Raw genomic sequence first — 18,260 nt, forward strand, 5'->3', positions numbered from 1 at the left:
TGACCTCCATCGTCCCATGTCCGTCGCCGCGGCCTGCGGCCTCCCGGCCGCCCACCGATCCGGTGACCTGCGCGTGCGTCGGGTGTGAGCGGCGACACCATCGGGAACGTGGGGATCAGGAGGTGTCCCCCATGACCACGACGCCGAACCAGACGCCGTACGAGCCGCGGCACCGCGCGGCACCGTCGCCGCACGACCCGCCGCCACCCGATATGCAGGACGCGACACCTCCCGACGACAGGCCGGGGGCACGGCACGCCGCCGTCGACCCTCCGACGGCGCCCGGTCCACACGTGGCACCCGGCCCGGCCAGGCCTCCCCGCGATACCGGTCCGGGTCCCTCCGGTGCACGAGCCGACGCCGCGCCGGGATCCGGTCCGCCGATCGGCGCCGCTCCCGAGACCGTGGCCGGCCGAGGCCCGGTCGACGGCGGCGGTCCGCAGGCCGGCGCCGCTCCGGGGGCCGTGGTCGACGGGTCCGCGCCGGGCGCCGGGGACGGGCGCGGCCCGGCCGGCTGGGTCGGCCGGACCGTCCACGGCCGCGACGGTGTCCGGCTGGGCACGCTCTCCGGGGTGCATCCGCCGGCCGACGGCTCCACGGTGCCGTGGGGCGTCGTCAAGGAGAGGTTCGGCAGGCGCCGGCTGGTACCCCTCGACCGCGCGACCCCGCACGGCGACGACGGCGTCGCGGTGCCGGTCGACCGCGCGGCGTTCCGCACCGCGCCCGCGGCCCGCTCCGGCGAACCCGACGCCCACACCCGCTCCGAGCTCGACCGGCACTATGCCGGGCGCAGCGCTCTCATCATGGCGCGCGAGCGGCAGCACGAGCGGTTCGGCGGGGTCAAGTTCGGTGCGGCGTTCTTCGGCTGGATCGTCGCCGTCGGGCTGACGGTCATCCTGCTCGGGATCGCCGCGGGCCTCGCCGCGGCCCCCGGATTCTCCCTCGACCTCTCCGGGTCCCCCGCCAACCCCGCGCCCGAGACCGTCGGGCTGGTCGGCGCGATCACGATCGTCGTCGTGATGGGGCTGGCCTACCTCGGCGGCGGGTACGTCGCCGGGCGGCTCGCGCGGTTCGACGGCGCCCGCAACGGCACGGCCACCTGGGTCCTCGGTCTGATCGTGACGATCGTGCTCGGTATCGCCGGCGCGGTCGCGGGCGCGGAGTACGACGTCATGGACCGCATCGTGCTGCCCTCGATCGCGCTGCCGACGGGCGCGCTGACCATCGGCGGCATCGTCCTGCTCGTGGTCGTCGCGATCGTCACCCTGCTGACCGCGACCCTCGGCGGGCGGCTGGGCGAGCGCTACCACCGCCGCGTCGACCGGGCCGGCGCGCCCGCCTGACCCGGGCACCGGCGCCCCGGCCCCTCGCGCCCGGGGCCGCCCCCGAGCCGCAACCCCACTGCTCTCCTCGGGCTGGGAGAGAGCAGCGGGGTTGCGGCCGGTCGGTGGCGCGCAACCCCACTGCTGCCGACCGCATGCGAGACGACCGTCAGGTTGCGACCGGATGCCGTGGCGGCGTGCGGGCGTTCAGACGGGACGACCGTCCGGCGGGGCACTGTGCCAGCGCCATTCCTGCAACCGGGGATGGTCGGCGTCGAGGGCGCAGCGGCCCGTCGACCAGCGCAGTGTGGGCCAGGAGCGCGCCCCTCGCGGCGCCGCCGGGAACAGGCGGTGCAGGACGTGCTGGGCGAGATGGGCGTCGGGCTCGAAGACGAGCCCGAGCCCGCGGGCGGCGTCGTCGGTGTGCACCAGCAGCTCCAGGCAACCCATCGCGGCGAAGCCGGCCGGATCGGCGGCGCCGAAGGGATGATGCCCGCGGACCTCGGGCGGCATCGTCTCGACGACGCAGGCGAGCACCTCCGCGCAGACCGCCGTCGTGGCCAGCAGCTCGGCAGCCGGGACCGCGGGGTCGAGCCGCACGTGCAGCGCCGCGACCGGCGAGCCGCCGGCGGCGAGGTCGGCCGCGAACTGCAGCAGCGTCTGCCCGACGTGCGCGACCACCCCGGCCACGGACATGTCGACGCCGCTCGCCGCGACCGACCAGTCCCGCTCGGCAGCGGGTTCGAGCAGCGTCGCGCTCGCGGCAGCGGCCTGGCGCACGTCGTCGGCGTCCATCCGGAGAGGGTAGGACCCCCGTCGCAAAAAGTGATAGCACGTTCCGCCGGAAAATAGCTATCATCTAGATAGCGGCCGGACACCCCGGCCCGGGGGAGGAAGATCATGAGCGCGCAGGACACCCGTAGCGCCGAACTCGACGTCACGCCGGTGCGGATGCCGGACCCGGCCGTCCGCGAGCACAGGGCCTGGGGGCCGAACGGTTTCGTGGGGCTGCTCGTCGGGCTGGTACTCGTCGGCGCCGGGATCGCGGCGATCGCGGCCGGCACGGGGGTGCTGATCGGCCTCGGCGTCGTCGCGCTGGTCGCCGGGCTGTTCACGCTGCGCGGCCTGACCACGGTCGCGCCCGGCGAGGCGAAGGTCGTGCAGTTCTTCGGCCGCTACGTCGGCACGGTCCGGACGTCGGGGCTGCGCTGGGTCAACCCGCTCACCAGCCGGCAGAAGATCTCCACCCGCATCCGCAACCATGAGAGCGACGTCCTCAAGGTCAACGACCTCGACGGCAACCCGATCGAGATCGCCGCCGTGGTCGTGTGGCAGGTCGAGGACACCGCCCGCGCGGTCTTCGAGGTCGACTCCTTCGTCGCGTTCGTGCACACCCAGACCGAGACCGCGATCCGGCACATCGCCACCAGCTACTCCTACGACTCGCACGACGACGACCGGCTCTCCCTGCGGCAGAACGCCGAGGAGATCACCGAGCGGCTCTCGCGCGAGATCGGCGACCGCGTGGAGTCCGCGGGCGTGACGATCATCGAGTCGCGGCTGACCCACCTCGCCTACGCGCCCGAGATCGCCGGTGCGATGTTGCAACGCCAGCAGGCCGGGGCCGTCGTCGCGGCCCGGGGGCGGATCGTCGAGGGCGCCGTGGGGATGGTCGAGATGGCACTGGCCCGGCTGTCGGAGCGCGAGATCGTCGAGCTCGACGAGGAGCGCAAGGCCGCGATGGTGAGCAACCTGATGGTGGTGCTGTGCGGCGACCGGGCGACACAGCCGATCGTCAACGCGGGCTCGCTGTACCACTGACCGGACGACGATGCCCGATCGCAAGAGCTTCCTGCTCCGGCTCGACCCGGCGGTCCACGACGCCCTCGCCCGTTGGGCCGCCGACGAGCTGCGCAGCACCAACGCGCAGATCGACTTCCTGCTCCGCGAGGCGCTGCGCCAGGCCGGCAGGCTGCCCTCCGGGGCCACGGGCCCTCGCCGTCGCGGGCGACCGCGCAACGACGAGCCCGCAGAGCCCTGACCCTCCGGCTGGTGAGCCACGTGCGGCCCGGCCCTCCGACCGTGCTGCGGGATGCGCTTCCGCCGCCGGTCGACGGGTCGGCCGGGTGTGTGCGGGCGTCGGGTGAGTCGGCCGAGCCGTCGCGACCGAGGCGCCGAGACCTGACCTGCGTTCGTCGGCGTACGGGGCGTTCGTGACGGTCAGGTGGCGACGACGACCAGCGCGGCCGCGGCCCCGGCAACTCCCGCGGCTCCCGCGGCTCCCGCGGCTCCCGCGGCTCCCGCGACGACGAGCAGCCCGCCCGCCGCGACGAGGTCGGGCCCCAGCACCGCGGCGTCGCGGGCGCCGACGGCCCGGACCGTCCAGGTGCGGACCGTGTCGATGCCGCGGATCGTCAGCGTCGCGCCTGGAGCCAGCCCGGTCAGCGTCTCGGGTGCAGCGAGCACGACCACCGTTCGGCCGTCGTCCTCGACGATCCGGCCGCCCGTGGCGGGCGGCGCCGGGACACCACCTGCGGCGGGCGCGGGCACGGGCACCAACGCGACGGTCGTCCCGCCGACGACGAGGTGCGTCGCCGCCGTCGGCGCCTCTGTACTCGACGTCGGGGTGCCGGCACCGGTGGCCGTGGCGGCGGCCGGCGGCAGGGCCGTCGTCGGGGTCGTCGGCGGTGTGGTCGTCGGCGGTGTGGTGGTCGGCGGCGCGGCCGGTGTGGTGCCGCCCGGGTTCGCCTGGCTGCCCGGGGGCCCGCCGCCGGGATCAGCCGTGACGGGGTTCGGCACGCCCGGGTTCGTCGCGGAGTCGGGCGGGGACCCCGCGCCGGGAGCGGTCGTCGACGTGTCCGGCGCGCTCGACGGCGCTGCCCCACCGGCGGGGCTCGTCGTGAGGGCCGAGGCGGACGATCCGGTCGTGGTCGCCGTGCCGGACGGCGACGTCTCGCCGGCGGCGACGGCGGCTGCGGCGGTCACCGGCTCCGGTGGGAGCGAGGTCGACGGGACCGGCACCTCGGTCGGCGGCGGCGCAGGCGGGGCCTCGAACACCGCGGGCGGCGGCCGACGGGTCGACGGGGCGCCCTCCGGCGGCGCGGAGGGCAGCAGCCCGGGCGTGGTCGCACCGGTCGCGGCGGGACGGGTGGCGCCGAGGTAGTCGTCGCCGGACCACCGGTAGTAGGCGGTCTGCACCGGCCGCCCGAACGTCGGCGCGTTCACCATCTTCCCGTCGCCGATGTACATGCCGACGTGGTGCACGGCCCCGGGCGCGCCGTAGAAGACCAGGTCACCGGGCTGCAGCGCCGCGTCGGGCGCTACGTGCGGGCCGCGGGCGTACTGCGTCGCCGCCGTGCGCGGCAGCGTGATCCCGGCCGCGGCGTAGGCGAAGGTCGTGAGCCCCGAGCAGTCGAACCCCTCGTCGCCCGCGGCGGGCCCGTTGCCACCCCACTGGTAGGGCAGCCCGATCTGGGCCATGGCCGTGCGGACCGCGACGGCGGCACGGTCGTCGGGCAGGCCGCTGGTGAACTCCGCCGACGTGAGCGCACCGTCCGCGGCGGGGCGCGCCGGCGTGAGCGGCACCGTCACGGGTGCGATCGACGGCCCGGCCACCGCCAGGGGCAGCGCCGTGGCCGGTGGCTGCGGGAGCACCGGCGGGAGGGCGAGCTCCTGCTGCTGGGCCAGTGGCCGGACCGGGACCGCCGACGGCATCCCGCATGCCGCGCAGCCGAGCAGGAGGGCCAGCGCCCACGAGGCGAGGACGCCGTCGCGTTCCCCGCGCCGGGCACGGGCGCGGTGCCGTCCGCCGCGCGCACGCGGGTCGGGACGAACCCACCCCTCGTCACCCGCCGTCACCACCGCTGCCCCCGGAACGGTCGGCCCCCTTGACGACGAGCATGCCCGGTGCGCGTGCCGGGCGACAGCCCCTCACCCAGGGGATCGATCGTCACCCGATCAGCGGGGCGCGTCGACGATCAGGCTCGTAACCAGGTCAGGACCGCCATCACCCGGCGATGGTCGTCCCCTGACGGGGGAAGGCCGAGTTTTCCGAAGATCGACGAGATGTGCTTCTCCACCGCTCCGGGCGTCACCACGAGTGCCCGACCGATGGCGTTGTTGGTCCTGCCCTCGGCCATCAGGGCCAGCACCTCGCGCTCACGCGGGGACAGCTCCGCGAGCGGATCACGCCGTCGTCTGCGGGTGAGCAGCGCGGACACCACCTCGGGATCGAGCACGGTGCCGCCCTCTGCCACCCGGTCGAGCGCGTCGGACAGGTCGGCCAGCTTGGAGACCCGGTCCTTGAGCAGGTAGCCGACGCCCCCGCGACCGCCCCCGGTGCCCGACGCCAGCAGGTCGGCCGCGTAGCTCTCCTCGACGTACTGCGACAACACGAGGATCGCCGTCGCCGGCACCTTCTCGCGCACCTCGACCGCGGCGCGCAGCCCCTCGTCGGTGAACGTCGGCGGCATCCGCACGTCGACGACCGCGACGTCCGGCGAATGCTCGACGACGGCTGCCACCAGCGACGTCCCGTCCCCCACCGCGGCGACGACCTGCGCCCCGGCCTCCTCCAGCAACCGGACCAGGCCCTCGCGCAGCAGCAGCGAGTCCTCCGCGAGGACGACCCTCACCCGTCACTCCCCCTCGTCACCCACCAACGGGATGTCGGCGGTCAGTACGGTCGGGCCGCCGGGTGGGCTGTCGACGTCGAGCATGCCGTCCACCGCCGACAGTCTGTCGGCCAGCCCGGCCAGACCATGTCCCTTGCCCAGGTGCGCGCCGCCGACCCCGTCGTCGAGGACCTGCACCAGCACCCGTTCGCCGTCGAGCCGTACGGTCACCGCGCAGTGCGACGCGGCACTGTGCTTGGCGACGTTGGTCAGCGACTCCGTGACGACGAAGTACGCGGCGTTCTCCACCTCCCCCGGCAGCCGGCCGTCCGCGGGCAGGTCGACGTCGAGCGAGACCTCGACGGGACAGCGTGCAGCCGCCGCCGCGAGCGCCGGGCCCAGTCCCCGGTCGGCCAGGATCGGCGGGGCGATGCCGCGCGAGAGCGCCCGCAGCTCCGTCAGCGCCTCACGGCTCTGCTCCAGCGCCTCGGCGACGAGCGAACGGGCGCGGTCGGGGTCGTCGTCGAGCCGCCGGGTGACCGCCTCGAGGTCCATCGTGAGCCGCACGAGCCGCTGCTGCGGGCCGTCGTGGATGTCACGCTCGAGGCGGCGCAGCGTCTGGGCCTCGGCCGCGACGGCAGCCCGCCTGCTCGCCGCCAGCTGGGTGGTCCGGGCCCGCAGGGCGGCCGACTGGTTGGTGAGCAGACCGCGCGCGACGGCGGCCCGGGCGATGACGAGCACCCGCAGCACCACCGGGAGCAGCAGCAGGAGGACGATGCCGCCCGCGGTCGTGATCGCGACGTCGATGAGGCGCGAGGCCTGCCCGGCGACGACGCCGTAGAGCCCGCTGAACTCGGCGTCGTACGGCAGCGCCCACTGCCAGGTGACGTAGAGCGTGGAGCCGAGGGCGACCGCGGTCCACACGACGGCGACGATGAAGCACGTGAGCCGCAGCGGGAAGCCGACGACCGCATGCAGCAGATCGCGCCATGACTGGGGCTCGGCCAGCGACCGCAGCATCCGCCGGAGGCCACGCCCGGTCGGCTCCCGGTAGTGGTGCGGTGGCAACGGCCTGCCCAGGACCGCCTCGGTGCTGCGCCGCTCGACGGTCGCGAGACCACGTGCCGCCCGCAGTGTGAACAACAGGATCGGCAGCCCGATCCAGACGACGATGGTGGACACACCGGCGGCGAAGCCCGCGATCGCGACCACGAACGCCACGACGCCCAGCGGCAGGCCGCCGATCAGGTACCGCAGGTCACGACCGGCCCTGGCCACGACTCCGCGGCGCTGCGCCGGTCTGCCGGTGCCGACGCGGACGGGATCGGCACGGACGGGATCGGGGACGGCGCGACCACCGCGACCCGGCGACGGGCCCGCGACGCCGTCCGCGGAGGCGTCCGGGGACGGTACGGCTGTTCCGGTCATACCTCCCACCCTCGTCGTGCGCGGCGCGGTCGCCCAGCCGGTGGACCGCAGGGACGAAGGTGGGGCCAACCCGAAGCCGGGAGGGCTCCCTCCCCGGCCTGCCGACGATCACCGTCGCGTGGGAAGCGTTCGGCCTGCCGGGGAGGAAACCTCGCAGATCATCTCGGATGCGATCCCCGACGGTCACGCAGGGTGGCCTCATCGGCAGCGCATGGCCACTCGTTCGGTCCCGAACACCGGACCCGCGGCCCCCTCGACGTCGCGCGCGGTGACGCCCCCGTCCTCGCCACCGTGCCGTCCCGGGGATCCGTGGGTCCGATGCCTCCGGACCTCCGACGGTTGCCGACCGGAGATCGGTTGTCAATGCTCGCCACCGAGTTGTCCACAAGCCGGACCGTTTCTCGGCGCGTCGGGACCGTCACCGACAGTTGTCCACAGGCGGGCGGTCGCGGCGTCGAAATGTCGGCCCACCGGCGCATCCTCTGCGGCATGACGAACTTCCGGATCACCCCGCAGGGCCCGTTCTCACTCGCCGAGGCTGCGACGTTCGGCTTCGGGCACCGCGCCGAGGCGAGTTTCGACGGCACCATGCGCATGGCGTTCTGTCTCGACGACCTGAGCGGTCAGGTCGGCGTCGCCCTCACCGTCGACGGCACGGATGTCGTGGGCACGGTCTCGGGCCTACCACCGGATGCCGACGTGGCGGCCGTCCGCGCGCAGGCTGCGCGCATCGTCTCCCTCGACGTCGACGCCCGCGAGTACGAGCGGGTCGCGGCGGCCGATCCGGTGGTCGCGCCCGTGCTGGCCGCCGCACCCGGGCTTCGCCCCGTCCTGTTCCACTCCCCCTACGAGGCCGCGGCCTGGAGCGTGCTGTCGTTGCGCTGGGCCCGTCGGCAGGCCGCCGCGGTGCGCGAACGCCTGGCTCGGGCCCACGGCCGGGTGCTGGACGTGGCCGGGGTGCCGGTGGCGGCGTTCCCCACGCCGGGGCAGCTCCTCGCCGTCGAGGCCTTCCCCGGCATACCGGAGGTGAAGATGCAGCGGCTGCACGCCGTCGCGCGCGCCGCGCAGGCCGGCACGTTCGACCTGGCGACGCTGCGGGCCGCGGATCCCGACGATGCCGACGCGGCCCTGCGCGCCGTGCCCGGGATCGGGCCGTTCTCCTCGGCGCTGATCCGCGTGCGGGCCACGGGCGTCGCCGACGTGTTGGTCGACGCGGAGCACAACCTCGCCGAGATCGTCGGCGAGCGGTACGGGCTCGACGGGCCCGCCGACGCCGCCGACCTGGCGAGGATCGCCGAGGCATGGCGCCCCTTCCGGACCTGGGTGGCCGTCCTGCTGCGGGCGGCCGCGGGGCGGGTCCCCGTGGGGAACGGACGAGCGGCCTGACGGTCCCCGGCCGCCGAGGACAGGGCCACCGCAGCGAACGGCACGGGGCGGGCTCCGCGGCCCGTCGGTGGTGGGCGGTCACCGACAGATCGCCCGCGGCGGTGAGGGATGATCCGAGGGCCGTCGGTCGCGCCACGGGCGCCCCCGGCTACGGTCCCGAGATGGGTGCCCGAAGCGTCCCGCTGTCCACCCGTGTCCGGTTCTCGGTCGCGGTCGCCCTCCTGCCACTCGTCGTGCTGACCGCCTGCGTCGGCGGGGACCCGGCCTCGACGCCTGCGGACCGGGCAGCGCCACCGACACCGGTCGCTCCGTCCGCGGCGTCCTCCAGACCCGCCTCGTCGATCGCTCCTGCCGCCGACGTGACCCGCCCGGCGGGCTCGCCCCGGGCCTGCGACCTGCTCACCGCTGCCGACGTCGCCTCGGCCACGGGAGCGCCCGTCTCGGCCGGGGAGGGCACGGAGAGCGCCCGCCGCTCGGTCTGCGCGTTCACCGCGAGCCGCCCCGGCGGACCCGGGGTGACCCTCGGGGTGGAGCCCGCCGAGCGCTTCGACGCGAAGGCCGACGCCTCACGCCGGTCGGTCGGTGTCCCGGGCGAGAGCGTCGACGGCCTGGGCGCCCGCGCCGTGTTCTTCTACAGCGACGCCGATCTGCCCGAGGGTGTCGGTGGTGTACTGGTCCGGTCGGGGACGAGCACGCTCGACGTCACCCTGCAGGGCCTCGGCGACCGCGACCGCACACGGCAGGCAGCCGTCGCCGTCGCGACGACCGCGCTCGCCGGGCTCTGACGCACGCCCGGCCGGCACGGCCCGACGCCGGACAGCCGGCGCACGTTCAGGGAGTCGGACCGGTGAACTTCGGTGCGCGCTTCTCCAGGTGCGCCGCAACACCTTCACCGACGTCGGGCAACCCGAAACCGTAGAACTCCAGAGCGAGGGAGGCGTCGAACGCGGGGCCTGCGCTGCGGTACCAGTTGTTCAGCGCGAGCTTCGTCCAGCTCACCGCGCTCGGGGCGCCGACGACCAGCTTGCGGGCGACCTCCATCGCCTTGTCCTGGACCTCCTCGTCGTCCACGCACAGCGAGACGAGCCCGATCCGCTCGGCCTCCTGCCCCGTCAACGCATCGCACGTCAGGAGGTAGTACTTGGCCTTCGCCATGCCGCACAGCAGCGGCCAGCTGATGACCGCGTGGTCCCCGGCCGCGACGCCGAGCCGGGTGTGCCCGTCGACGATCTTCGCGTTCTTCCCGGCGATCGAGATGTCGGCGAGAAGCGCGACGGCCAGCCCGGCGCCGACCGCCGGACCGTGGATCGCCGACACGATCGGCTTGGAGCAGTTGATGACGTTGTAGACCAGGTCACGGGCCTCCCGCAGGACGCGCGTCCGGACGAGCGGATCGGCGACCATCTCGCTGATCATGTCGAACGCTCCGCCCGCGGAGAACGCCCGTCCGGCGCCCCTGACGACGACGGCACGCACCGAGTCGTCCCGGTCGATCACCGGCCAGATGTCGGCGAGCTGGGCGTGCGCGTCGCGGCCGACGGCGTTGAGATTCGGGCCGTCGAGGGTGATCCGCAGGACGGAATCCTCGGGCCGGTCGACCTGCACGGCGTTGAACCGATCGTAAGCATCCGACATGGACCGAAGGGTAGGTGAGAACGTGGGGACATGACTGCCGACGACCTGTGGGCTCAGGTGGACGAGTACTACACGCAGCGACTCCTCGACGACGACGAGACATTGGCGGCGGCGTTGCGCGCCAACGCCGATGCGGGTCTGCCGCCGATCGACGTCACGCCCGCGCAGGGCAAGCTGCTGCATCTGCTGGCCCGCTCGGTCGGCGCGCGTCGGGTGCTGGAGGTCGGCACTCTCGGCGGGTACAGCACGGTCTGGCTCGCCAGGGCCGTACCGGCCGACGGCGAGGTCGTCACCTGCGAGGTGTCGCCCCGGCACGCCGAGGTCGCGCGGGCCAACCTCGACGGTGCGGGGGTCGGTGACCGGGTACGGATCGTGCTGGGCCCGGCGCTCGAGACCCTGCCGAGCGTCGAGGGCCCGTTCGACATGGTCTTCGTCGACGCCGACAAGGCCTCCAACACCGAGTACCTCGAGCACGCGATCCGGCTCGCGCGGCCGGGGGCGCTGGTGGTCGTCGACAACGTCGTGCGCGAGGGCCGCGTCGTCGATCCGGACGATCCGGACCCCGCCGTCGTCGGCACCCGTCGCTTCGCCGACGCGCTGGCCGCCGATCCCCGGATCTCGGCGACGGTGGTGCAGACGGTGGGCGCCAAGGGCTACGACGGGTTCGTGCTGGGCGTCGTCGAGGGCTAGGACCGAGGGGCAACCGGCCGCGGCGCCAGCACACGTCGGGTCGCGGCGGGCCGATCGACGGCGCCCGTGCCCAACCGCGGCCACCGTCGGACGACCGCGAGACGCGTGCGGACAGTTCAGCACGGCCCCCAGCGGGTCAGGCGCGCCGGGTCCGGTAGCGGCCCGGCGTCGTGCCGACCATCCGGCGGAAGTGCCGGGTCAGGTGCGCCTGGTCGTAGAAACCCGTCGCCGTCGCGACCTCGGCGGGCGGGAGGCCGTCGAGCAGCAGCGCGCGGGCGCGGTCGATGCGCCGCCCGGTGAGGTACCGGTGCGGCGGCAGGCCGAACCGGGAGGTGAAGCTACGCACGAGGTGGGTCGGGTCGACCCCGAGGACGGCGGCCGCGTCGTCGAGGGAGAGGCCGTCGGGGACGGCGGCGTCGAGCAGGTCGCGCAACCGGGCGGCGAGCCCCGGGTCGCGCACCGGGTGCGCAGGGCCGACCCGGCCGGTGAGATGCCCACGCAGCCGGTCGCGGACCAGCGTGAGGCGGCTCTGCGCGGCGAGCTCCTCCCCCGGCACCCCGAGCACCTCGTGGAGCTGGGAGATCCGCAGCCGCAGCAGCGCGTCGTCGAGCGCGGGCCGGTCGACCGCCGCGCCGATCCGGTCCTCGCCGAGGACGTCGGGTTCGAGGTAGAGCACGCGCTTGCGAAAGCCGTCGGCGGTGGCCGCGCGGCCGTCGTGGGGCACGTGCGGCGGCAGCAGCGTGACGTGCGAGCGCAGCGCGCCGTGGGCGTGGCGGTCGAGGTCGTAGCGGACGGCGCCGTCGTCGATGATCAGCAACGTCCAGGCGTCGTGCGTGTGCGCGGGGTAGGCGTGGTCGACGAACCGGGCATGGAAAACCTCGGCGACACCCGGCACCGCCGGACGCCACGCCGTCACCTCGGACCCCCGTGGGGCCGGACCGCCCACGTCAGGAACGTACAAGACGCGGCGGGGCAGCCGGGCGCACCGTCGGGGCATGACGAACGAGTCGCCCCCCGCCGCGCCCGCCCGCTTCCCGACGAAGGTCGTCGTCCTGCTGCGCGACGACCTCGCCGGCTGGCAGGCGCTCAACGTCACCGCGTTCCTCGCGGGAGCCGTCACGGCGGCGGTGCCCGAGCTCGTCGGCGAGCCCTACGCGGACGCCGACGGCACCGGCTACCTGCCGATGCTGGGTCAGCCGGTGCTGGTCATGGCCGGTTCGAAGGAGGTGCTCACCGCCGCCCGCGAGCGCGCGGTCGGCCGTGGCATGCCGGTCGCGGTGTTCACCTCGGACCTGTTCGCGACCGGCAACGACGTCGACAACCGGGCCGCGGTGCGGGCCGTCCGTGCCGCCGACCTGGATCTCGTCGGGCTCGCCGTGCACGGGCCGCGCAACGCCGTCGACAAGGTGCTGAAGGGGGCCCGGATGCACCCGTGAGCGGCATGCGCCCCGCCGCCGGACGCGAAAGGTGTTAGAACAACCGGGTGGACGCTTCCGACCTCGACGACGTGCTGGCATCGGTACGGGAGTTCATCCGGCAGGAGGTCGTTCCGCTCGAGGAGCAGATCGACGCCGACGACGCGATTCCCGACGAGATCGTCGCCCAGTGCAAGGCGATGGGGCTCTACGGCTTCACGATCCCCGAGCAGTACGGCGGCCTGGGGCTGGCCGTCGCCGAGGAGGTCGAGCTCGCGATGGAGCTCGGCTGGACGACGCCCGCGCTGCGCTCGCTGTTCGGCACCAACAACGGCATCGCCGGGCACGTCCTGATCGAGGGCGGGACCGAGGAGCAGAAGAAGTCGTGGCTGCCACGGCTGGCGTCGGGTGAGGTCACGGCGTCGTTCGGACTGACCGAGGCGGAGGCCGGGTCCGATCCGTCGACGCTCAGCACCGTCGCGCGCCGCGACGGCGACGACTGGGTCATCAACGGCTCGAAGCGCTACATCACGAATGCGCCCGTCGCCGACGTGATCATGGTCTTCGCGCGGACCAACCCCGACGCCCCGGGCAACCGCGGCATCTCGACGTTCCTCGTACCCGCGGGGACGCCCGGCCTCTCGACCGGCCCGAAGGACCACAAGATGGGCCAGTTCGGCGCCTGGACGTCCGACGTGCACCTCGACGACGTGCGCGTCCCCGCCGAGGCCGTGGTCGGCGGCGAGGCCGGGATCGACAACGGCTTCCGGATCGCGGCGAAATGCCTGGCCCACGGGCGGGTGCACATCGCGGCGGTGTGCGTCGGGATGGCGGCGCGGCTGGTGCACGAGACCGTGGAGTACGCCAGGGCGCGGCAGGCCGGCGGCAAGCCGATCGCCGCGTTCCAGCTGGTCCAGGGCATGGTCGCCGACTCCGTGACCGACCTGCACGCCGGCCGTGCCCTCGTCCGCCAGGCCGCGCGCGCCTTCGACGACGGCAGCGACAAGGTCGCCGGACCCGCCGCGGCGAAGTACTTCTGCTCGGAGATGGTGGGCCGCGTGGCCGACCGCGCGGTGCAGGTCCACGGCGGTGCGGGCTACATGCGCGGCGTCGCCGTCGAGCGCTTCTACCGCGACGCCCGGCTGTTCCGCATCTACGAGGGCACCAGCCAGATCCAGCAGGTGATCATCGCCCGCGACGCGCTCGGGCCGGCCGCTCGCGGATGAGCACGCTCCGGTTCCGCACCGCCACGGCCGTCGACCGGCCCGCCATCTGGCCGGTGTGGCACCGCGTCGTCGCGCCGGGGGCGGGTCCTGCTCTGCGGCGACTCGGCGCACGTGCACTCCCCCGCCGGCGGCCAGGGCATGAACCTCGGCCTCGGCGACGCGACGAACCTCGGCTGGAAGCTGGCGCTCGTCGCGGCCGGCTACGCGCCGGAGTCGCTGCTGGACACCTACACCGCCGAGCGGCATCCCATCGGCGATGGGGTGCTGCGCTGGAGCATGGCCCAGACGGCGCTGTCGTCGACGAGCGGACCGCGGGCCGACGCACTGCGGGAGGTCATGGCCGACCTGCTCGACACCCCGGACGGGGCGACGTACGTCGTCTCCACGATCGGCGGCGACCGGCAGCGCTACGACCTCGGACGCGGGCACCCACTGCTCGGCACCCGCGTCCCCGACATCCCGCTGGGCGACGGCCGCACCCTCGCCGACGCGTTCCGGACCGGCCGGGCAGTACTCGTCGACCCCACCGGCGCCTCCCGCGACATCACCACCGCGTGGGCCGACCGACTCACCCTCGTCCCCGAACCGGACACGACCCCGCCCGCACACGACCCCGCCGAGACCCCGCCCGCAACCCTGGTCCGCCCCGACGGCTACGTCGCCTGGATCGCCGCCGACCCGGACGACACCGCCGGCCTCCAGGCGGCCCTCACCCGCTGGCTCGGCCCACCCCGCACCTGACCCGCCGCAGTCCTCCCACGCTCGCCCCGCCTACCGCGATAGCGATGAGGTTGCGCCCGGCCGGCGCCGCGCAACCCTGCGGCTGCCCGAACGAGGCAGGAGAGCAGTGAGGTTGCGCCCGGTTCGTCGAGCGCAACCCCAGGGCTGCGATATCCGCGCGCAGGAGCAGTGAGGTTGCGGCCGGTCGGTGCCGTCACCGCAGGAGCCGGGCCGTCGTCCCGGAAACGCGCGACGACCCGGCACCCCTGAGGGCGCCGGGCCGTCGTGAACGCGTGCGACCTAGTGGTCGGCCGGGCGGAGGTGGTACTCGAAGACGAGTCCGCCGACCATGATCAGCAGCAGCACACCGGCGATGACCAGCAGCCAGATGAACCAGAACGCCAGCGCCACGCCGACGAGGGCGGCGGCCGCGGCGAGACCGATGGGCCAGTAGCTGCCGGGCGAGAAGAAGCCGACCTCACCGGCACCGTCGGAGACCTCGGCGTCCGGGTTGTCCTCCGGACGGGTCTCCAGCCGGCGCGACACGAACCGGAAGTACGTGCCGATGATCAGCGACAGCCCCCCCGTCAGGAACAGGCAGGCGATCCCGACGGCCTCCTTCGTGACGATCGTGTAGACGATGGCCGCGATGAAGAAGAAGGCGGTGGTGATCTCGAAGATTCGGGATTCGACCTTCACGGTGTCTCCTCGCCTCCGCTAGCTGTTCTGCGGCTCCGACGCGGACCGCTGGGTCCGGTCGGTGCTGAACGGGTAGGTCGTGGTGGCCTGCGGAGCGCACAGCTGCGGGTCGCAGCCCTGGGACTGCAGCTGCTGCAGCGCCTGCGCGACGGTCATGTCCTTGTTCGCCGTGCGCATGGACATGTACGAGTCGAACAGGTTCGGCGGGAGCGCGCGCACCTCGAAGTTCATCTGCGAGTGGTAGGAGCCGCAGAGCTCGGCGCAGCGGCCGACGAAGGTGCCCGTCTTGTCGATCTTGTCGATGACGAACACGTTGTCGGTGTCGTTCTTCTCCGGCATCGGGAAGACGTCGCGCTTGAACAGGAACTCGGGCACCCAGAAGCTGTGGATGACGTCCTTCGACGTGATCGTGAACTGGATGCTCCGGTCGGTCGGCAGCACCAGGATCGGGATGGTGCTCGACGTGCCGAGCGACTCGACCGTGCTGCCCTGGTGGTTGTCGACGTCGAACTGCCAGTTCCACTGGAAGGCCGTGACCTGGACCTTCTCCTGCGGGGCGTCGTTCTTCACGTCGACGTAGTTCTGCACGTTGACCGTGAAGCCGAACAGCACCGCCACGATGATCGTCGGGACGACCGTGAAGATGATCTCGACAGGCAGGTTGTACTGGGTCTGGCGCGGGGGCGTGCCGTCGTCGCCCTTCTTCTTGCGGTGGAAGATCACCGTCCAGAACATTGCGCCCCAGGTGATGACGCCGACGATCAGCGCCGCGATGGCGGCCCACGTCCAGAGGGTGCGCATCGACTCGGCCTGCGGGGTGACGCCCTCGGGCCACCCGAACCGCACGACCTCCTCGACGGAGCAGCCCGTCGTCAGGGGAACGATGGCGATTGCGAGAACCGCCAGCTTGGCTGCGCGCCGCCAACCGGTGCGGCGACCGTCGACCCCGCGCTGTGCTCGGCCCACTGCTCGCCGCCTCCTGCCTCTCGTCCTACCTGTTGCACCGGCCCTGACCAGGCCGGATGCGCCGTCCAACGCACTCGACGCACGCGCGTTCTTCGACCAGGCGTAGAGACTAACCGAGCACCCCACCGGCACGCCCCCCGGGTGTTGCCGACGGCACCGTCGGAGGGGGTCGCCATACTGGCTCGCCATGTGCGGACTGCTGGGACTGCTGACCGCCGGAGCCGACGCGTCCGGCCGGACCGGACCGATCTCGGATGCGCTGCGCTGCATGCGCCACCGCGGCCCGGACGAGAGCGGGACCTGGAACGACGCCGACGCGGTCTTCGGCTTCAACCGGCTGTCGATCATCGACGTCGAGAACTCGCACCAGCCGCTGCACTACGCCGACGGCCGCTACACGATCGTCTTCAACGGCGAGATCTACAACTATCTGGAGCTGCGCGCCGAGCTCGCGGAGTCCCACGGTGCGACGTTCGCCACGGAGGGCGACACCGAGGCGATCGTCGCGGCCTACCACCACTGGGGCCCCGCGGCGGTGTCGCGGCTGCGCGGCATGTTCACGTTCCTGATCTGGGACGCCCGGGAGCGTGTGCTCTTCGTCGCACGCGACCCGTTCGGCATCAAGCCGCTCTACGTGGCCACGGGCCCGACGGGCACGGCGTTCGCGAGCGAGAAGAAGAGCCTGGTCCGACTGCTGGGCGAGCTCGGGCTGACCGACGACCTCGACCCCGTCGCCCTGCAGCACTACCTGACGTTGCAGTACGCCCCCGAGCCCGGCTCGCTGCACCGGGCGATCCGCCGCGTCGAGTCCGGCACGCACATGACGGTGCGCCCCGGCGCGGAACCGGAGTCCGAGCGGTACTTCACCCCGTCGTTCCACTCCGGAGCGGGCACCGGCCCGGCCCTGCACGCCCGGATCGCGGCCACGCTGCGCGACTCCGTCGCCAAGCACATGCGTGCCGACGTGACGGTGGGCGCGTTCCTGTCCGGCGGGATCGACTCGACGGCCATCGCGGCGCTGGCCAAGGAGCACAACCCCGACCTGATCACCTTCACCACGGGGTTCGAGCGCGAGGGCTACTCGGAGATCGACGTCGCCGCCGAGTCGGCGGCGGCGATCGGGGTGCGCCACGTCGTCCGGACGGTCAAGCCCGACGAGATGATGGACGCCCTGCCGCTGATCGTCTGGTATCTCGACGACCCGGTGGCCGACCCGGCGCTGGTCCCGTTGTGGTTCATCGCCCGCGAGGCGCGCCAGCACGTCAAGGTGGTCCTCTCGGGCGAGGGCGCCGACGAGCTGTTCGGCGGTTACACGATCTACCGTGAGCCGCTGTCGCTCGCGCCGTTCGAGCGGGTCCCGGGCGCGCTGCGCACCCTGCTGGGCAGGGCGTCGGCCCGGCTGCCCGAGGGCATGCGCGGCAAGGACCTGCTGCGCCGGGGTGCGCTGCCGATGGAGCGCCGCTACTACGGCAACGCCAGGATCTTCCGCGACGAGCAGCTCGCCGGGGTGCTGCGCCAGTACGACCCGCGGCGCAGCCACACCGACGTCACCGCCACGCACTACGCGGAGTCGGCGGGCTGGGACCCGGTGGCACGCATGCAGCACGTCGACCTGTTCACGTGGCTGCGCGGCGACATCCTGGTCAAGGCCGACAAGATGACCATGGCGAACTCGCTGGAGCTGCGGGTGCCGTTCCTCGATCCCGAGGTGTTCGCCCTGGCCTCGGGGCTGCCTCGCTCGGAGAAGGTCACGGGCACCGACCGCTCGGGGACGACGAAGTACGCGCTGCGCCGGGCCCTGGAGGGCATCGTGCCCGCGCACGTGCTCAACCGCCGCAAGCTGGGGTTCCCGGTGCCGATCCGGCACTGGCTGCGCGACGAGATGTACGGCTGGGCACGCGACATCGTCCGCGACTCGCAGGCCGACCACCTCGTCGACCTCGCCGCGGTCTCGGCCATGATCGACGCCCACCGCGACGGCCCGATCGACCACAGCCGTCGTATCTGGACGCTGCTGGTGTTCCTGATCTGGCACGGGATCTTCGTCGAGGACCGCATCCACCCCGAGGTCCCGGAGCCGGCCTACCCCGTGCGGCTCTGAGCAGGAGCCCGTCAGCGGGAGACCCTGAGACACCGGCCGGGGCCGGAAATCCGGTGGAC

The 18,260-nt window shown here is 73.6% G+C and carries 18 protein-coding genes and 1 pseudogene; 11 read left to right on the forward strand and 8 right to left on the reverse strand.

The window, feature by feature from the left end; translation table 11 throughout:
* Positions 1-404: 404 nt before the first annotated feature.
* A complete protein-coding gene (locus tag PSD17_RS24240) occupies positions 405-1,343 on the forward strand; it encodes a hypothetical protein (protein WP_339124653.1) in 939 nt (312 codons plus the stop codon).
* A 186-nt stretch (positions 1,344-1,529) separates the two neighbouring features.
* Here the strand turns inward: PSD17_RS24240 and PSD17_RS24245 are convergent, their stop codons facing one another.
* Complete coding sequence (locus tag PSD17_RS24245; RefSeq protein WP_013676597.1) at positions 1,530-2,117, reverse strand: maleylpyruvate isomerase N-terminal domain-containing protein; 588 nt, start codon at positions 2,115-2,117, stop codon at positions 1,530-1,532.
* A gap of 105 nt (positions 2,118-2,222) precedes the next feature.
* On the opposite strand from PSD17_RS24245, the gene PSD17_RS24250 reads away from it, so the two are divergent.
* Positions 2,223-3,143: an SPFH domain-containing protein gene (locus PSD17_RS24250; protein WP_013676598.1), complete on the forward strand. Its 921-nt coding sequence runs from the start codon at positions 2,223-2,225 to the stop codon at positions 3,141-3,143.
* Positions 3,144-3,153: 10 nt separating this feature from the next.
* Entirely contained in the window at positions 3,154-3,363 is a 210-nt protein-coding gene (locus tag PSD17_RS24255; protein WP_013676599.1) for a hypothetical protein, read from the forward strand.
* Between the two features lie 179 nt (positions 3,364-3,542).
* On the opposite strand, the gene PSD17_RS35435 is transcribed toward PSD17_RS24255, so the two are convergent.
* The 3 genes from PSD17_RS35435 to PSD17_RS24270 form a co-directional block, all read right to left on the reverse strand.
* Positions 3,543-5,180, reverse strand: a complete 1,638-nt coding sequence (locus PSD17_RS35435) for an NlpC/P60 family protein (RefSeq protein ID WP_445261037.1) — start codon at positions 5,178-5,180, stop codon at positions 3,543-3,545.
* Between the two features lie 119 nt (positions 5,181-5,299).
* A complete protein-coding gene (locus PSD17_RS24265) occupies positions 5,300-5,956 on the reverse strand; it encodes a response regulator transcription factor (RefSeq protein WP_013676601.1) in 657 nt (218 codons plus the stop codon).
* A gap of 3 nt (positions 5,957-5,959) precedes the next feature.
* On the reverse strand, positions 5,960-7,363 hold the full coding sequence (locus PSD17_RS24270) for a sensor histidine kinase (protein WP_339124655.1): 1,404 nt from the start codon (positions 7,361-7,363) through the stop codon (positions 5,960-5,962).
* A gap of 489 nt (positions 7,364-7,852) precedes the next feature.
* On the opposite strand from PSD17_RS24270, the gene PSD17_RS24275 reads away from it, so the two are divergent.
* Both PSD17_RS24275 and PSD17_RS24280 read left to right on the forward strand, forming a co-directional pair.
* A complete protein-coding gene (locus tag PSD17_RS24275) occupies positions 7,853-8,749 on the forward strand; it encodes a DNA-3-methyladenine glycosylase family protein (protein WP_339124656.1) in 897 nt (298 codons plus the stop codon).
* Positions 8,750-8,910: 161 nt separating this feature from the next.
* Positions 8,911-9,534, forward strand: a complete 624-nt coding sequence (locus PSD17_RS24280) for a hypothetical protein (RefSeq protein WP_339124657.1) — start codon at positions 8,911-8,913, stop codon at positions 9,532-9,534.
* A 46-nt stretch (positions 9,535-9,580) separates the two neighbouring features.
* On the opposite strand, the gene PSD17_RS24285 is transcribed toward PSD17_RS24280, so the two are convergent.
* On the reverse strand, positions 9,581-10,384 hold the full coding sequence (locus PSD17_RS24285; RefSeq protein WP_339124658.1) for an enoyl-CoA hydratase/isomerase family protein: 804 nt from the start codon (positions 10,382-10,384) through the stop codon (positions 9,581-9,583).
* Between the two features lie 30 nt (positions 10,385-10,414).
* Between PSD17_RS24285 and PSD17_RS24290 the strand changes: the two genes are divergently transcribed.
* Entirely contained in the window at positions 10,415-11,074 is a 660-nt protein-coding gene (locus PSD17_RS24290) for an O-methyltransferase (protein ID WP_013676606.1), read from the forward strand.
* A gap of 136 nt (positions 11,075-11,210) precedes the next feature.
* On the opposite strand, the gene PSD17_RS24295 is transcribed toward PSD17_RS24290, so the two are convergent.
* Positions 11,211-12,020, reverse strand: coding sequence for a helix-turn-helix domain-containing protein (locus PSD17_RS24295; RefSeq protein WP_103383625.1), 810 nt, complete (start codon positions 12,018-12,020; stop codon positions 11,211-11,213).
* A gap of 49 nt (positions 12,021-12,069) precedes the next feature.
* Between PSD17_RS24295 and PSD17_RS24300 the strand changes: the two genes are divergently transcribed.
* The 4 genes and pseudogenes from PSD17_RS24300 to PSD17_RS24315 all read left to right on the forward strand — a co-directional run bounded on the left by PSD17_RS24300 (position 12,070) and on the right by PSD17_RS24315 (position 14,456).
* Positions 12,070-12,510 carry a DUF2000 domain-containing protein gene (locus tag PSD17_RS24300; protein WP_013676608.1) on the forward strand — a complete coding sequence of 147 codons (441 nt, stop codon included), beginning with the start codon at positions 12,070-12,072 and terminating at the stop codon, positions 12,508-12,510.
* A 47-nt stretch (positions 12,511-12,557) separates the two neighbouring features.
* The gene (locus tag PSD17_RS24305) at positions 12,558-13,715 is read left to right on the forward strand and encodes an acyl-CoA dehydrogenase family protein (RefSeq protein ID WP_013676609.1); all 1,158 of its coding nucleotides are present in this window, start codon (positions 12,558-12,560) and stop codon (positions 13,713-13,715) included.
* A gap of 78 nt (positions 13,716-13,793) precedes the next feature.
* Positions 13,794-13,979, forward strand: a pseudogene (locus tag PSD17_RS24310) (FAD-dependent monooxygenase); the annotation flags it as partial.
* Positions 13,980-13,991: 12 nt separating this feature from the next.
* On the forward strand, positions 13,992-14,456 hold the full coding sequence (locus PSD17_RS24315) for an aromatic-ring hydroxylase C-terminal domain-containing protein (protein WP_339124702.1): 465 nt from the start codon (positions 13,992-13,994) through the stop codon (positions 14,454-14,456).
* 279 nt (positions 14,457-14,735) lie between these two features.
* On the opposite strand, the gene PSD17_RS24320 is transcribed toward PSD17_RS24315, so the two are convergent.
* Positions 14,736-15,134, reverse strand: coding sequence for a cytochrome c oxidase subunit 4 (locus tag PSD17_RS24320; RefSeq protein ID WP_013676610.1), 399 nt, complete (start codon positions 15,132-15,134; stop codon positions 14,736-14,738).
* Between the two features lie 18 nt (positions 15,135-15,152).
* Complete coding sequence (gene ctaC, locus PSD17_RS24325; protein ID WP_339124659.1) at positions 15,153-16,100, reverse strand: aa3-type cytochrome oxidase subunit II; 948 nt, start codon at positions 16,098-16,100, stop codon at positions 15,153-15,155.
* A 187-nt stretch (positions 16,101-16,287) separates the two neighbouring features.
* On the opposite strand from ctaC, the gene asnB reads away from it, so the two are divergent.
* Positions 16,288-18,201 (forward strand): asparagine synthase (glutamine-hydrolyzing), encoded by a 1,914-nt coding sequence (gene asnB, locus PSD17_RS24330; RefSeq protein ID WP_339124660.1) that lies wholly within the window; start codon positions 16,288-16,290, stop codon positions 18,199-18,201.
* Positions 18,202-18,260: the final 59 nt, after the last annotated feature.

It is taken from the genome of Pseudonocardia sp. D17, from assembly GCF_036984265.1.
GTDB classification, from domain to species: Bacteria; Actinomycetota; Actinomycetes; order Mycobacteriales; family Pseudonocardiaceae; genus Pseudonocardia; species Pseudonocardia benzenivorans.